The sequence below is a fragment of the Pantoea sp. KPR_PJ genome (genome assembly GCF_041386365.1).
Lineage (GTDB): Bacteria > Pseudomonadota > Gammaproteobacteria > Enterobacterales > Enterobacteriaceae > Pantoea.
This window is the reverse complement of sequence record NZ_JABMIK010000005.1, coordinates 69,845-85,969: the sequence shown is the minus strand read 5'-3', so window position 1 is coordinate 85,969 and position 16,125 is coordinate 69,845. Positions and strand designations below refer to the sequence as shown.

The following is a 16,125-nucleotide window of genomic DNA, read 5'->3' as shown; positions in this document are numbered from 1 at the left end:
AAGATTCTTACACTGTGCTCAGACAGTGACCCTCGCAACAGCCACAGCAGCAGGGTGCTGCTCAGCGGACAGGGCGTCTGTTAACGCCATTATTCAGTTTACTCTCTGGCCTTCGGTGCCGGACGGCTATTTCCAGGAGATGCGATGCATCCATTACTTATTTCTCTCGGTGCAGGCATGCTGATTGGCCTGATCTATGCGCTGCTGAAGATTCAGTCACCCGCACCGCCGGCGGTTGCGCTGGTTGGGCTATTGGGGATGGTAATTGGCAGTTCGTTAGGCGGTAAGCTGCTGCACACGGCATCATCCGCCGCCATTCCGTCACACGATCAGACGCAGGCGGTGGTAACGCAGCAACCCGTTTCGCTCTCCCCGGCAACGAAAGAGGCGGGCTGACCATGTTGAAGCGCTACTCCCTTTCGCTGGCCGCTGGCGTACTGGCTGGCGTGATTTATGCCATCCTCGACGTCAACTCCCCGGCACCGCCGGTAATTGCTCTGGTAGGCCTGCTGGGTATGCAGGCTGGTGAACACCTTATTCCGCTCATCAAATGCCTGATCGCGCGCCAGCCGGTCAGCCTGCGCTGGTTTCGTCATGAATATCACCATAAGATTGGTGATACCTCCTCAACCTCAGGAGACAGACCCTCCTGAAGACATGCCTGATCCAGGCCTGAGTTTTATGTAAGGAAAACCGCATGCAGCTGTCGCAGCGCATTGTCGTCGTTGATGACGAACGTTCTGTCCGCAGTGGGCTGACCAATCTGCTTCAGTCCGAAGGCTATCTGACCGACGCCTTTGAATCGGCGGAATCTCTGCTCTGCGATGAAGCAGCGATGGCGAATGCCGCGCTTTTTATCATTGATGTGCAGCTCAAGGGCATGAATGGTTTTGAGCTGTTCATCAATCTTACCCGTCGAATCGAAAACCCACTGGGTATCATCATTTCCGGAAACGGTGATGAGGCCATGCTGCGCTATGCCATCAACCTGGGGGCCATCGCCTTTTTATCAAAGCCCGTTGAAATTGACACCCTGTTTGAGCATATCCGCCAGCAGTTCTTGCTTAAGGCGGCACATCCATGACGGACTCAACGCTGGCGCAGGAGAGCAGGCAGACCGATGAGCTTTTGCTCTCCGGAGAAATGACGTTTACGTTGCTGGCGCAGGAAAGCGATACCGACTGGCTGCTGTGTCGGCATACCGTTACCGGTGAAACCTTTGTGCTGACCACCGCCTGTAATGAGGCCTCAATTTTACCCGTGACACAGCGGCTGAAAAATGAATTTGCACTGCGCGATCGGCTGGCCGCCAGTGGGTCACTTACGCCGCTGAAGTACAGCAGTTATCAGGGGCGCTATGCGCTGATTTACAGCACGTTCACCTGGCGTACGCTGGCAGACGTGCTCGCTGAGCCACCCGGCACCCTGGCTGATTTTCTTTTGCTGGCTGCCCGGCTCTGCGCCTCGCTTAGCCGGGTGCATCAGCAGGGACTGGTGCATGGGGATATCAAGCCTGCGCACCTCTTTCTTTCCGATGACGGCTGCGTGCAGCTGGGCGGTTTCGGTCTGTCAATACTTCATAACCCTTTGCAGCAGCCGCGCCTGCCGGTAGCGGGCGGAACGCTGGCCTATATGTCGCCAGAGCATACGTCACGTTCGACGCATCCGGTCAGCCGCGTCAGTGACTTATACAGTATGGGGATTGTGCTGTACGAGCTGCTAACCGGCAGGCTGCCTTACGGGAACCTTGAGGGCAGCTACGCAGAGTGGGTTCATCACCACATCGCTTCAGAAGCGGTACCGCCGCATCTTATACGACAGGATGTCCCGCAGGTGCTTTCCTCCCTGATACTCAAGCTGCTGACTAAATCGCCTGAGCAGCGCTATCAGAGTGCGGAGGGTGTGGTGGCCGATCTGCGTCGCTGCGCTGCAAATCTGATGCCGGACGGCACGATCGCAGCGTTCCCTTTGGGGACGCAGGATATGCAGCCTGAGCATCACGCTACCGATGCGCTCTTCAGCGAGCATCCTCAGGCGAGTGAGATAGTGGCTGCTTTTGATGAGGTCAGCCTGAGCGGTAAACACCGTCTGGTCGCGATAGCCGGCGTGCCAGGGGCAGGGAAGTCATCGCTGATCGCGTCGTCGCTCCGACTGCTACGCAATAAAAACGCGCTGCTTACGCTGGTAAAGGCGGACCCGTACTCGCCCGTGTTACCCTATGCCATTTTTACCGCCGCGTTCAGAACGCTGACGCTTCAGGTGCTGGGTCGACCGGCGGAGGAGATGGCGCGCTGGAAATCGCATATTCTACGCCTGCTGGGCGATCACGCAGGGCTGGCCGTGAGTCTGGTTCCCGAGCTGGGCATATTGCTTGAACAGAAAGCCGCCGTACAGGCACATTCTCGTGCCCTGGATGCCAGAGAGCGTGTCAATCAGGTCGCCTGCAACCTGGTCAGGGCATTTACCGCGCCAGGGCGGCCACTGGTCATGTTGATTGACGATCTTCACTGGGCCGATCAGGCGACGCTGAATCTGCTACAGAACCTGCTGGGCCTGAGCGAAGAGATCCCCATGCTGCTGGTGATCACACATCGAGATCACGATTCTTTAGCCTGCGCCGCGATGGCTACCCACCTGAACCAGCTACGCACTCGCGCTGCGCGTATCACCGACATTACCCCGCAACCGCTGTCCGAAAAGCGCATTGCTGACTGGCTGGCAGGGCGGTTTCACACCCGCAGCGCGGCGACGGCCGATCTGGCGAAGCTGATCCATGAAAAAACCGACGGGAACCCCCTGGCGACCTTTGAGTTTTTCCGGCAGGCGGTGAGCGATGGCCTGATCACGTACAGTGCCTCATCCCGATGGAGCTGTGATTTGCGCGCGCTGGAAAACAGCCACTATACTGCCAACGTCGCGGCCAGCGTGTTGCTGAACCTCTCTTCACTGCCGCATCGCACCCGACAGATGCTGGGCCAGCTCGCACTCCTGGGAAGCACGGGGGAGCTGGAGACCCTTAACGGCATCACTGGGGACGACGTGGCGGCGATCGCGCTGTCACTGTTGCCAGCCGTCACCGCCAGGTTTATCACGCTGAACAAGGCGGGGTATGCGTTCAGGCACGACAGCATGCATGAGGCCGCGCTCAGGCTTCCTGATGAAAATGAGCAGGAGGCGTTTCACTATGCAGCGGCCTGCTATTTTATGCGTGAGTCCACACGCGATCACGCCAGCACGCTGCTCTTCAGGGCTGCTCACCATCTGCTCTCTGTGAAAAACGGTGCCCGCCTGATGCACGACAGATCAGGATTCAGTCAGCTGATGCTTCGTGCCAGCCAGCGGGCAAAAGCCAGTGGTGACTATGTCTCTGCGTTACGCTATCTGCAGACGGCCCGCGCGATCCTTGCTGAAGCGGAGCAGGATGAAACCGCCCTGTTTTTGCTGGAAGAGGCGGAGTGTGTGTTTCTTAACGGGGATCTGCCTCTGGCTTTGGCACTCTGCGCCCGCATTCACGCATCGCCGGGCGAGGTAGCAGATAAAGCCGGTGCCGCCTGCCTGATTGCAGAAATTCATCTGCGCCAGTCTGACAGCCAGCTGGCGCTGGAAACGGCGCTGGCGTGGCTCGCCGCATTGGGTATTCACCTCAATCGTCATCCGACCCAGCAAGAATGCGACGCGGCCAGAATCGCCCTCAAAAAAGACGTAGGCAAAAATCCCTACGTCCGTTTCCGCTCACTGGGCCCGGTGGACTCTAAAAATACGGAAGCGGTGATGAACCTGCTGGCAAGCGCCAGCACCTTTGCAGCATTTATCCATCCCCGCCTGCACTTTATGATCCTCTGCAAGCTGCTGCACCTGTCGATGGCGCATGGCCTGAGCGGCGCCTCTACGCTGGCGCTCGCATGGTATGGCGTGGTTTGCGGCGACCAGTATGCGGAGTACAGCCGCGGCTTCGCCAGTTCGTTACTGGCGCGCGAACTGGTTTATAAACATAACTTTGTCAGCTTCAAAGCGCGCACGCTGCTGCCGCTCGATCAGGTCAGTGTCTGGACCATGCCGCTGAGCTACGCCATTGAGCGGGCAAAAGCCGCCTTTGACGTTGGCGTCGAAACGGGCGATCGAACCTCCGCCTGTCTGGCACTGCGCCATATGATCATGAATTTTCTTGCCAGAGGCGATCATCTTGACGGCGTCCACACCGCAATCACGCGCGGGCTGCTGTTCGTCAGAAAGGCACAGTATCGGGATGTTGAGGCGATCCTGAGCATGCAACAGGACTATGTGCAGTTTCTGCGTAAACCGCACGGGAACACCTTTAGCGGCGACAACTTCACGCCGCCTGTGCTGGAGCCAGAACTGACCGTCGAGCCCATGTTCCTGATGCAGTTCTGGTCGCGGCTTTACAAAGCCATGGCTTACTTTTTTGCTGGTGAATATGCTGTTGCCTGCCGAGGGTTCGAGGAGGCAGGGCGATTTACTGCATTCATCCCCGGGCATATTCATATGCTCGATTACCATCTTTACAGCGCGCTCGCTCTGACGGTGCCACGCGCCGCCGGGAGCATGACCCGCGATTTACGACTGGCGCTGCAACCTCACCTTGACCGAATCGCTCTCTGGTCCAGTGAAAACAGCAACACTTTTGCTGACAAGGAGGCGCTGCTGCGTGCTGAGCTTTGTCGCCTTGAAGGAGAGGATACGGCACAGGCACTCGAACTGTTTGAAAAAGCGATTGCGCTGTCACGTGAGGGGCAGTTCCCGCATATCAACGGGCTAGCCTGTGAGCTGGCTGCGCGTCTGGCCTATGCAAGAGGTATGGCTTTTGCCGGAGATGCCTATATTAAAGGGGCCATCACCGCATGGGAACGCTGGGGCGCAAAGGCAAAAGTTCACCAGCTGGAATCGGACTATCCAGCCCTGGCAAGCCATAGCATGCAAACAGCGCTGAGTACCGTGTCGTTTGAGCAAAGTCCGGTGACGGGCGATCTGCAAAGCATGATGACCGTTATGCGCGCGCTGACAGAGGAGATCAATCTCGATCGGCTGATCCACATACTGATGATGATGCTGGTCGAGCGGGCCGGGGCGCAGCACTGCATGCTGATACGCCTGACAGAGGGCAATGTCCCTGAAATTCAGGCCAGAGCCTCTACCACCGCGGAAGGCGTCAAGGTAAAAATCGTGCGCGAACTGCCTGTGGCGACCGATCTTCCTCTTTCGGTGCTCTCTGCGGTGATCCGCACCGGGCAGGAGATCCGCACCGGGAAGCCAGATGAATTCAGCCCGTTCAGTCAGGATAACTATCTTGTTGCATCCGGTGCTGCGGTGATGTGCGTGCCCATGTTCAGGCAGGCGCAAATGGTCGGGGTACTTTATCTGGAAAATCGTCTGATGCCCGATGTGTTTACCGCCGATCACTCCAGAATTGTTGCCATGCTGGGCGCACAGGCTGCCGTCTCACTGGAGACGGCTCGTTTATACGCCGAACTGGTGGAAGAAAACATCCAGCGGCGCAATATAGAGAAGCAGCTTCGCGCCAGTCAGACATCGCTGATGCTCGGCGAAAAAATCAGCCATACCGGCACCTGGCACTGGCTCATTGAACCCGACATTCAGTATATCTCTGATGAATATAAACGCATTATGGGGTTGCCCGATCACCAGTTGACGACCTCGATGGCCGAGTTTCAGCGCCGCGTGCATCCGGACGATCTTCCCTGTCTGAAAGCGCAGATAGACGACTGGGCACGCAAGGGAGAGGTGATGCAGGCGGAGTTTCGCATCATCCGCGATGATGGCGAATGCCGGTATATTAAAGGGATTGGCGAACCCAATGAAAACTGGCCGGACGTAGCCGAATACTTTGGCACACTGACGGATATCACCGCACAGCGACAGGCGGAGGATGCCGTCAGGATCGCCCAGGCGGACCTTGCCCGCGTAGCCCGCGCCACCACCGTTGGCCAGCTGACCTCATCCATTGCTCATGAGATTAATCAGCCGCTGATGTCGATCGTGGCCAACGCCGGTGCAAGCCAGCGCTGGCTAAAGCGCGATCCTGCGCACCTGGAAAATGCCTGCCACAGCCTGGATGAGATTATTCGCGAAGGACAGCGCGCCGGGAATATTATTCGCAGCCTCCAGTCGCTCACACGTAACCAGAACAATGCGTTTGCATCGGCAAAACTTCATCTTATTGCCCGGGAGATCATTGTGCTGTCGCGTCTGGAACTGGAGCGGCGCTCGGTGTCGCTGGAGCTGGATTTAGCGGCAAAAGAGGATGGCGTGTTTTGCGAGAGCGTGCAGATTCAGCAGGTGCTGCTTAACCTGGTGATTAACGCGATTGAGGCGATGGCAGATAATCCGGGTCCCCGCATGCTGCGGATTGCCTCATCTCATCCTGCGTCAAACCTGATTCGTATTGAGGTCGCGGATAACGGCACTGGACTCTCTGAAGAGGTCATCGGCAAAATCTTTGATTCGTTCTACACCACAAAAGCACAAGGCATGGGAATGGGACTGACCATCAGCAATGAAATCATCAAGCGGCATGGCGGTGTGCTCAGTGCAGAAAACCGCACGCACGGGGGCAGTCTGTTCTGGTTTACGTTGCCCCTGGAGAGCTGAACCCGATCTCGCCATCCGATTCCGACGCGGTCAGAAAACAACAGAGAGCAGGGTGCGTACCGGTGTTACGGCCAGTTGACCGCAACGCGACTGGCGTCTGCATCTGGTTTCTCCGGGGATGTAAAGCCCAATAAACAGGCCTGGACGATCAGAGTGAAACCGTTTGGTCAATTTACGGCAATCTGTTTATCCAGCGGCGACGGGCCTGACGGGACCTGACGTCTGCTGAAACCACAGGTTGATGCCATTATTGCAGCGGCGCAGGCAACAATAATGTCGGTTGAGTCCCGGCAGTCACGCATTTTCTGCTGGCTCACGGCAGAGACCGATCGCCGAACCTCAGCGAGGCGCTTTGTAATGCAATGCTGAAGCCTCAGACCGATCGTCAACGCAGACGCGGTATGTGCGCCGTTTTTGGCAAGGCACAATCGGAAGGAGGTTTGCAGCTAAAGACGAGGCGTGATCAATCCGTCCACCATCGGCAACCGATCTGTCAGCGCCTGGAAAAGACGGGACCAGGTTTGTCAGCAATCAGTCAGGCGCATCGTTGTGTCAGCGTCACGCCAGAAAAAGGGATAACGGAAATGCGTAGCGTCAGGCCATGATTTTAGATGATCTTTCCGGCGGCCACCTTGGTTCGCATAATGTATATTATGTTAAATAAGATATCGGCGTGGCAAGGACGCCATGATATTCTGGCTTCAGGTTCACCATCTTGCCTGCCCTGTCTGAACCTGAAGCCTGTGAGGAAATAAAAGCGGTTAACTACCGGTGCCTGCTGCTTTGGTGATAGCGGCCTCAAGCGCTGGCTGGTTCACGCCCCCCGGGAAAACCGTGACGTTATGCGCACCAGCGCCCGTGGCTGGCATCACGATAATGCCTGGCGTGCCCATGAAACCCAGGTTTTGCGCCAGCGCGTCGGTTCGCGCAATCACATCCAGCATCGTCTGTGCTTTGCCCTTTAGCTTACCCGCCGCTTTTTTAATATCTGCCTGCGTCAGCTTGCCTTCCTGGTGTCCCGTTGCAAACAGAGCGTGATGATAAGCCAGGTAGGCTTCTGCCCCTTTTTGCTGCCAGACCATCAGGCCGGTCTCCGCTGCTGTCAACGATGTCTCCCAGCGTGAAGCAAAGATGGGCCACTCCATAAAGATGTAACGTACCTCTGGATGGGCTTGCATAAGTGAGTTGACGATCGGTGCCTGCCTTGCACAAACGATGCACTGATAATCGAAGAATTCGATCACCGCGACTTTTGCCTCTGCCGGACCTGCCGTGGGTATGGCTTTGTCGTTGAGCAGCGCGTCCTGATGTTCAATCACCGCAGCGGTAATCCTTTCAATCTGTTTTTCATGCTGCAATGCATCGAGCTTCTCACCCGCTTCCATAAGCACCTCTGGGTGAGCCAGCAGATAGGCTTTTGCAATCTGACCGATGCGCGCCTCCTGCTCAGGAGTAAACATGCGCGACTCTGCGGAATTTTCTGGCGAAGTCATTTGCTTTTCAGTGGCTGGCTGAGCGGCAGCTGTCTCAGCGGTTCTGGCCGGTGCCTCCGCCTGGGCTGGCTGAGCCGCAGCCGTCTCTGCGGTTCTGGCTGATGTTTCCGCCTGTTCTGCCTTCTGGACAGCGTTCTCACTCTCTTGTGCAGCGGCTTTTGCTGGCAGGTTTGAAGGTGTAGCTTTGCTTTCTGACCCGCTCTTTACCTCTTTTACGCCTGCGGCCATCTCCTGATGTTGTGCACTTTGCGCAGCCTCATCTGGCATCGCAATGCTCGCGTTTCTCTCTGCCGAGATAACCGGCACGGCGCCCGGCGCTGAATGATCTGTTGCATTTTCTTCTGCGGCGCCAGCAATCCCGGCTGTCAGCACCAGGGCCAGAGCAAGATTATGTCTTTTCACTACGTAGTATGATCCTTTGAAAACAGATGAAGCCTGCCAGCAGGCAGGCCGTGAACACCCATTATCACTGGCTCACATTTGCGCAGGTTTGACTGACGTCATTTGCAGACTGCGTTTATGACGAAAACCACTCTTATTTGCCAGCGCTAATCCCTGCTGACGATGGTAACCCAGTTGGCATCTTTGCCTGCCGGAGCCTCAGCCATACGTTGCAGGTCACCGCTCTTTTTAGCTATCGCATAGCTACCGATCACCCCGCTCTTTTCACCGCTGACAATCAGCCAGCGCCCGTCTGGCGAAACGGCGATGCCACGCGGCTGTTTCTCTACCGGCCAGCTGTTAATCAGCCTGAGCCTGCCCTCTGTGCCGACGCGATAGCCGGACACCGTGCTGCTGGTACGTTCGGACACATAGAGAAAGCGGCCGTCAGGCGTAAGCGTAATATCCGCAGCCCAGATGCGCGGCGTGGGATCGCTGTAGTGGGCTGTACGCTCTACGCCGTGCTGCAAATGAAAGGTGTCGGCCACCGGGCTCGGGTAGTCCGCAACCTGTTGTAGCGCACCGTCTTTCTGGCGAGCAAACTGAGTAATCTTGCCGTTCATTTCGCCAATGTTGTACAGGTAGCGATTGTCCGGTGACATAACCGAGTGGCGCGCGCCGCCCTTTTCTTCCGTCGTGGCAAAGCCCTTACCAACAGGCGTGAGCTGACCATCAGGGTGAAGGCTGAGCTGCAATACGCGATCGCGCCCCAGCACGCCCACATAAACTGACTGTCCGGTTGCATCGGTGATCACCGAGTGCGCCGCGTGACCTGTCTGCACCTCCGCGATAAACGGCGTAATCACCTTACCCGCAGCGCCCAGCCGGTAAACGTGTACCACGCCACCGTCATAGGACGCTGCCAGTAAAAAACGTCCTTGCCTGTCAAGACTGATATAGGGATAGCTGGCGGCGGCGCTGCTTTCAGAGACAGGCGTAAGCGCCCCACTTTTTCCGTTGATCGACCAGCTGAGCAGTCGCACTGGCTGGCTACGTACCGCCGCATAAAGCGTCTGTTTGTCTGGGCTGACAGCCATTGGCATTACTTTGCCGCCCGCTGCGGTATCCCCCAGATGGGTCAGCGCGCCGGTTTGTTCATTGAGCGCATAGCGGCCGATATTGCCATCCTCTGCCGCTGAAACGTAGACAAACGTCTGCGCCAGCAGCGTACTGCTGAAGGCCATTCCCAGCAGCAGTACCGACTGACGCAGCGCCAGATGTATATTCATTATTACCTCAGGATGAAAGGTGACCCGCGGCTTCAGGTATACACAGCCGAATACGGCGGCGCGATCTGTTTTTGCCTGAGGGCTCTGTAATTTTGCACAAAAGGTTATTGCGATCATATTGTTACACAATTGTTTCACTTTGGCACGGGTTCGGAAAGGTGTGCTGGCTTATTGCGCTGCTGTTAGTCAGAGGCGAGCAACAGGCAGGAGAAGAAGACAGGTATGCGCGACCGCGAGCGTCCGGCAGAAAGCAGACGGTAATTTGCGGGCTCACGCAATCAATCGATTCGGTCAAAACGCTTATAGCACCGACGCGCAGAAGAAAGAGAATGGAAAATGCCGCACATTAAATTTCCCCTGTGCGGCCTGAAACGCTGTGTATATGGATTTCGTTATTAACGCAAAAACATCCTGTTAAGAGAATCCTTTTATCTGTTTTTCTTATTGCCAGCAGTTTAAATGCTTCACTGGCACATAGCCTTTTTTGGCTTTTCCTTTTGTCGGCCTTGAGGCCGGCTCTAATATGAATTCCTTTTTCTTTATTATTTTTTCTTTAACAGCTGGCGTTGCATTTTCTTTTGTACAGAGGGGACATGGCGTAACGTCGCTGAACTGAGAAGCAGAAACCGTTAACGCCTGCCTGACCGTATAGCAACTGCCAATAAACGCGCGGCTGGTTATATCGGGTAAATGTTTGCAGCGGGCGCTGTGCAGCAGCAGCCCCTGCAAATGATGATTGCTGACGTAATATTTTACTGCCTTATACATACAATTCCTTATGGCGTTACCAGGGCGTAATTTTTGCGAATAACATAGCTGCTAACTGATAAAGATTATCAGTCTCATTCTTGATTGTAATATTAAGATGTTTGCTGTGGTGCAGTCCTTAATTCTCTTGCTGTGAAGATTATCACTGATAACGTAGATGAAAAGTAGTATTGCGCCACACCTAAAGTTAGCAGTTGCATTAAAAGAAATATTTATCTGGCAATGATTAGCAAATCAGATATAACTAAATTACTGATTAACCAGCAACAAACTTATTTCGTTTTAAAAATGAATTCATTTCACTAAGAAAGTCCTTAATGAGAAAAAATCCATTTTCTTCTGAGTGAAAAATTTTCTCTTAGGACTTAATTAACGCTCTTTCAAATTTTATGGTGTTAAATTCGATTGCTCGTTGAAATAAACTGAAACACTCCTCTTGTCGGCATTGATGTCACATCGTGACACCCGATAATACTCCCCTCAGAACGCCCTTTTCTTTCACGACCTGCAGAGAGGCTGTCCCCTTCTTTAATCTGTCGGTCACAGGCCTGCCGATGCTGAACGCAGAAGCCCGCCAGACTCACTCTGCAGAGAGTTCGGCGAGCTTCTCCCGGCAGGCAGAATCTGACATTGCGAATACACCAATGACCAATCCGGTTAAATCTGGCCCTGCCGATTACTGCTACTCTTATCCTCCTTACCAGGAGGATGCATGAATTCAATTATTGATATTTTCACCAGCCACAAAAGTGAACGCAGCTTTACCGAACAAGCCGTGGAGGATGCAAAGCTGGATCGCATCATCAGCACCGCCTATCGCGCGCCGACGTCGGTCAACTCGCAGCAGGTCTCTGTGGTCGTGACGCGCGATGCGGCGAAGCGCGCGCAGATTTCACAGATCGCGGGTGGGCAACCGTGGATTGCGAAAGCGCCGGTCTTTCTGACCTTTGTCCTGGATATGCATAAATCCCGCGTTGCGATGGAAGCCATCGATCGCGAGCAGATTGCGCAGCAGAGCATCGAGAGCATTGTTTCCGGCGCAACCGACGTCGGAATTGCGCTCGGCTCGGTTATGGCCGCTGCGCGCGCAGAGGGCCTGGGCATTGTCCCTATTGGCGGTATTCGCCGCGATCCAGAGGCGCTAATCAGCCTGCTGTCGCTGCCGGAATACACCTTTCCGGTTGCTGGCGTGGTGATTGGCTACGTAGATGAGCCGTCACACCAGAAGCCGCGTTTGCCGCTGGAAACCTTCCGCCATGAGGAAACGTACAAAACGACGGGACTGGAAGCGCAGATCGCCCGTTATAACCAGGAGATGGTGCAGCACTGGCAGAACATCGGTCGTGCTGACGGCGAGAGCTGGAGCGAAAGCGTCAGCGGCTATTATCAGCATATTTATTTCCCGCACGTGCTGGGCGCGCTGAAAAAGCAGGGTTTCGGCACGGACAAATAACCGTTTTTACGCTCAGGCATTCTGTCTGGGCGTCTCTCCTCGCTTTTTTCTTGCCCTTCCTTTCGTCATCATCGTCAATCTGCTACGGCAGAGCCGCAATTCTTAACTACGCTTAATGGTTGCTATATCCCTATAAAAATGGAGAGAACCCATGAGCAATGATGAGCGTAAACCGACAACCACGGATGCCGGCATTCCTGTTGCCAGCGATGAAAATTCACTGTCGGTTGGCCCGGATGGCCCGCTGGTGTTGCACGACCACTATCTCATTGAGCAGATGGCTAATTTTAACCGCGAACGTATTCCTGAACGTCAGCCGCACGCCAAAGGCAGCGGCGCGTTCGGCTACTTTCTGGTGACCGATGACGTCAGTAAATATACCAAAGCCGCCGTGTTTCAGCCCGGCACGCGCACCGACGTGCTGATGCGCTTTTCCACAGTAGCGGGTGAACGCGGCAGCCCTGATACCTGGCGCGATCCGCGTGGTTTCGCGATGAAGTTCTATACCACCGAAGGCAATTACGACATGGTGGGCAATAACACGCCGGTATTCTTTATTCGCGACCCGATGAAATTTCAGCACTTTATTCGCTCGCAAAAGCGCCGTGCCGATAACAACCTGCGCGATAACGATATGCAGTGGGATTTCTGGACGCTTTCACCTGAATCTTCGCATCAGGTCACCTGGCTGATGGGCGATCGCGGCATCCCGAAAACCTGGCGTCATATGAACGGCTACTCCAGCCACACCTACATGTGGGTCAACGCAGCGGGCGAGAAGTTCTGGGTGAAATATCACTTCCATACCGATCAGGGGGTCGAATGCCTGACGCAGGAAGAAGCCGATACGCTGGCCGGTCAGGATGGCGACCATCATACCCGCGATCTCTACTTCTCTATCAAAGAAGGCAACTTCCCGAGCTGGACGCTCTACATGCAGATCATGCCGTTTGCAGAGGCTGAGACCTATCGCTTCAACCCGTTTGACCTGACCAAAGTCTGGCCGCACAGCGACTATCCGCTGATTAAAGTGGGCAAGCTGGTACTGGATCGCAACCCGACTGATAACCATGCACAGATCGAACAGGCCGCCTTTGAGCCAAATAACCTGGTGCCCGGTATCGGTCTGAGTCCCGACAAAATGCTGCTGGGTCGCGTCTTCTCCTATGCTGACGCACACCGCCACCGTCTTGGCGTCAACTACAAGCAAATCCCGGTCAACGCGCCGCAGTCGCCGGTTAACAGCTACAGCAAAGATGGCGCGATGCGTATCCATCCGGTTTCGGATCCGGTTTATGCGCCAAACAGCAAGGGCGGCCCGGTGGCGGACGGCGAACGCTATCCGACCGACTCCACCTGGCCCGCCAGCGGCGATATGGTGCGCTCAGCTTATACACTGCGTCAGGACGACGACGATGTGGGCCAGGCGAATACGCTGATCAATAAAGTCATGGACGAGGCCGCGCGCGAGCGGCTGGTGAACAACGCCAGCGGCCATCTGCTGAATGGTGTTGAAGAGCCGGTGCTGTCACGTGCGTTTGAGTACTGGCGCAATATCGATAAGGCTGTCGGTGACAAGATTGCGCTAAAGGTGCTGGAAGAGCGGTCTAAACGTCAGACACAGGCCTGAGCGCCATCAAAAAAAAAGCGCCCGAATGGGCGCTTTGTTATGCGAGTTAGCGTTACTTCAGGCGGAACGCTACCACAGCGTCACCGCTTTTGGTGCCCATCGAACCGTGACCACCGGCTGCTATCACCACATACTGCTTGCCATCTTTCCCCATAAAGGTCGATGGTGTGGCCTGTGCGCCTGCGCCCAGCTCGGTTTGCCACAGCAGCGCGCCGGTGCTGCTGTCATAGGCACGGAAGAAGTTATCTGCCGTGGCACCGTGGAACACTACGTCGCCTGCGGTAACCAGCGGGCCACCGTGCGCCACCATGCCCATCGGGAAACCAATCGGGAAGCGACCTGGCAGGAAGCTGGTACTCAGGTTTTTCGTGGTTCCAGTGCGGCGCAGCCATTCCGTTTTGCCGGTCTTCAAATCGACCCCTGCCATGCGGCCCCAGGGCGGCGCAATACAGGGGATCCCCAGCGCTGACGCGAACTGCTGAATATGGATAGCGTAATCGCCGTGGAAATTCTCATTCCAGTATGGCGTGCCATCTTTGGTAAACAGACGCTCCGTGGCGGTATCCGGCGTCCGCTTGATCAGGTTGTATTTATAGGCAAGGCGCACCGGCGCGGCAATCAGCAGCTGACGTTCAGGATCGACAGCCACCGACCCCCAGTTAAAGACGCCAATGTTACCTGGAAAAATCAGCGATCCTTTTTCCGTTGCGGGTGTCCAGGGGTTGCCGTCATAACGCAATTCGTGAAAGCCAATACGGCAGCTCATCTGATCAAACGGCGAGATACCCCACATCGCCTTTTCCGTCAGCGGTTGCGGAATAAAGTTGAGGCTGGAAACCGGCTGTGTGGCAGCTAACGCCTCGCCCTCAACGCCGCCTTCTGTTGAGACCTTTACCTGGCTGACCGGATACACGGGTTGCCCGGTCAGCCGATTCAACACAAACAGGTTGCCGGTTTTGGTCGGCAGGATCACCGTCGGCTGCGGTTTCCCCTGGTAGTCGATATCAACCAGTGATGGCTGAGACGGATTATCGCGGTCCCAGAGATCGTGATTAGCACTCTGGTAGCGCCATTTAAAGGCACCTGTTTTCAGATCCAGCGCCACCAGCGCATCGCGAAACTTTTCGGTATTGCTGGCGGGATCGCGCTCAGTTCCTACCTCGTCCGGTGAGGCATTACCAAAGGGGACATAGACCAGACCGTTTTTCAGATCGGCGCTTAGCGTCGCCCAGGCAACCGGCGTATCCTGCGGATAGGCTGAATCCGCTGCAATCGGTTGGGTATTGTCAGGATTCGCCGGATCGAAATTCCACACCAGGCGGCCTGTGGTCGCATCCCAGGCGCGGATCACGCCGGAGGGATTACCGCGGTTAAAGCCGTTATCCATCACCGAGCCGCCGACGATGACCAGATCGCCCGCCACCAGCGGTGCAGACGTTTGCATCAGCGCGTGCGGGCGCACCTCCCCCATATTGACATGCAGATCGACCACGCCATTTTGACCGAAGTCGGCGCACGGCTTGCCGCTGTCAGCATCAAGCGCCACCAGCTTTGCATCTGTCGTCGCGTTAAAGATGCGCTTACGGCAAAGCGCAGGCTGGCCTGTACGGTCTGTGGCGGCGTCACGACGTTCATAAAAGCTCACGCCGCGGCAGGTCTGATGCTGCTGCATGTAGGTGCGTGTCTGCTGCGGAACATATTTCCATTTCACCGCTCCCGTTTCGGGATTGAGCGCGTGCACTTCGTTATGTGGCGTACAGAAGTAAAGCATGTCGTTGACTTTCAGTGGCGTCGCCTCGAAGGTGTACTCTGTGGCATCGTCGCTCTGGCGTAAATCGCCGGTGTGATAAGTCCAGGCCACTTCCAGCTGGTTTACGTTCTCCCGGGTGATCTGATTCAGCGAGGAGAAACGCAGTGCATTATCGGAGCCGCCATAGGCTGTCCAGTCGTTACCTGCACCGGTCGAGGCGGACGGCGTACGCGCCGTTGCAATGGTGCCCTGTTGCGGCAGCGGATCGTAAAAGCACAGGCCGATAACCAGTGCGATGATGACGATCACCGTTGAACCCAGGAAGGGATGAAACCTGCGCTGCGTCAGAGGGCGAACCACCCAGGGCAATGCCAGCCAGACGCCGAACAGACCCACCAGGTCGCCGCGCGGGATCCACTGCCATTTATCGAAGCCAACTTCATAGATTGTCCAGAACAGGGTAATCCACATCAGGAGTGCATAGAGCGTCAAGGCGCTGCGTTGCTTTAAAAACAGCAGGATAGCCGTGAGCAGCAGCCCTGCCGCCATCAGCGCATAAAATGCACTGCCGCCCAGCAGCAGAAGCTTGCCGCCCATATACAGCATCGCGACGGCGACCATTGCCATCGCGATACTGGTTATTTTGTTAACCATAATCCCTTGCTTCCTTATTCACCGTTAAAATAAATAAACACAACTTCAACGTTATTTTAACTTAAGTAAACATTTCTTAA

The 16,125-nt window shown here is 55.6% G+C and carries 10 protein-coding genes; 6 read left to right on the top strand and 4 right to left on the bottom strand.

The features are described 5' to 3' along the window. The first annotated feature begins 144 nt into the window (after positions 1 to 144). The 4 genes from HP564_RS12550 to HP564_RS12535 are packed head-to-tail and all read left to right on the top strand — an operon-like array spanning position 145 to position 6,627. Positions 145 to 396, top strand: coding sequence for a DUF1427 family protein (locus tag HP564_RS12550; RefSeq protein ID WP_371243493.1), 252 nt, complete (start codon positions 145 to 147; stop codon positions 394 to 396). 2 nt (positions 397 to 398) lie between these two features. Then, positions 399 to 653, top strand: a complete 255-nt coding sequence (locus tag HP564_RS12545; protein WP_371243491.1) for a DUF1427 family protein — start codon at positions 399 to 401, stop codon at positions 651 to 653. A 44-nt stretch (positions 654 to 697) separates the two neighbouring features. Then, positions 698 to 1,084 carry a response regulator gene (locus HP564_RS12540; protein ID WP_371243489.1) on the top strand — a complete coding sequence of 129 codons (387 nt, stop codon included), beginning with the start codon at positions 698 to 700 and terminating at the stop codon, positions 1,082 to 1,084. Continuing rightward, a complete protein-coding gene (locus HP564_RS12535; RefSeq protein WP_371243487.1) occupies positions 1,081 to 6,627 on the top strand; it encodes an AAA family ATPase in 5,547 nt (1,848 codons plus the stop codon). Before HP564_RS12540 ends, HP564_RS12535 begins: the two co-directional genes overlap by 4 nt. Before the next feature lie 761 nt (positions 6,628 to 7,388). Here HP564_RS12535 and HP564_RS12530 read toward each other — a convergent pair. The 3 genes from HP564_RS12530 to HP564_RS12520 form a co-directional block, all read right to left on the bottom strand. Then, the gene (locus HP564_RS12530; protein ID WP_371243485.1) at positions 7,389 to 8,522 is read right to left on the bottom strand and encodes a thioredoxin domain-containing protein; all 1,134 of its coding nucleotides are present in this window, start codon (positions 8,520 to 8,522) and stop codon (positions 7,389 to 7,391) included. Positions 8,523 to 8,668: 146 nt separating this feature from the next. After that, positions 8,669 to 9,790, bottom strand: a complete 1,122-nt coding sequence (locus HP564_RS12525) for a lactonase family protein (protein ID WP_371243483.1) — start codon at positions 9,788 to 9,790, stop codon at positions 8,669 to 8,671. A gap of 441 nt (positions 9,791 to 10,231) precedes the next feature. Further along, on the bottom strand, positions 10,232 to 10,558 hold the full coding sequence (locus HP564_RS12520; RefSeq protein ID WP_371243481.1) for a hypothetical protein: 327 nt from the start codon (positions 10,556 to 10,558) through the stop codon (positions 10,232 to 10,234). Between the two features lie 712 nt (positions 10,559 to 11,270). Here HP564_RS12520 and HP564_RS12515 point away from each other — a divergent pair. Beyond that, positions 11,271 to 12,011, top strand: a complete 741-nt coding sequence (locus HP564_RS12515) for a nitroreductase family protein (protein ID WP_371243479.1) — start codon at positions 11,271 to 11,273, stop codon at positions 12,009 to 12,011. Between the two features lie 151 nt (positions 12,012 to 12,162). Continuing rightward, positions 12,163 to 13,641: a catalase gene (locus tag HP564_RS12510; RefSeq protein WP_371243477.1), complete on the top strand. Its 1,479-nt coding sequence runs from the start codon at positions 12,163 to 12,165 to the stop codon at positions 13,639 to 13,641. A gap of 52 nt (positions 13,642 to 13,693) precedes the next feature. Here the strand turns inward: HP564_RS12510 and HP564_RS12505 are convergent, their stop codons facing one another. Continuing rightward, positions 13,694 to 16,045 carry a membrane-bound PQQ-dependent dehydrogenase, glucose/quinate/shikimate family gene (locus HP564_RS12505; protein ID WP_371243475.1) on the bottom strand — a complete coding sequence of 784 codons (2,352 nt, stop codon included), beginning with the start codon at positions 16,043 to 16,045 and terminating at the stop codon, positions 13,694 to 13,696. Positions 16,046 to 16,125: the final 80 nt, after the last annotated feature.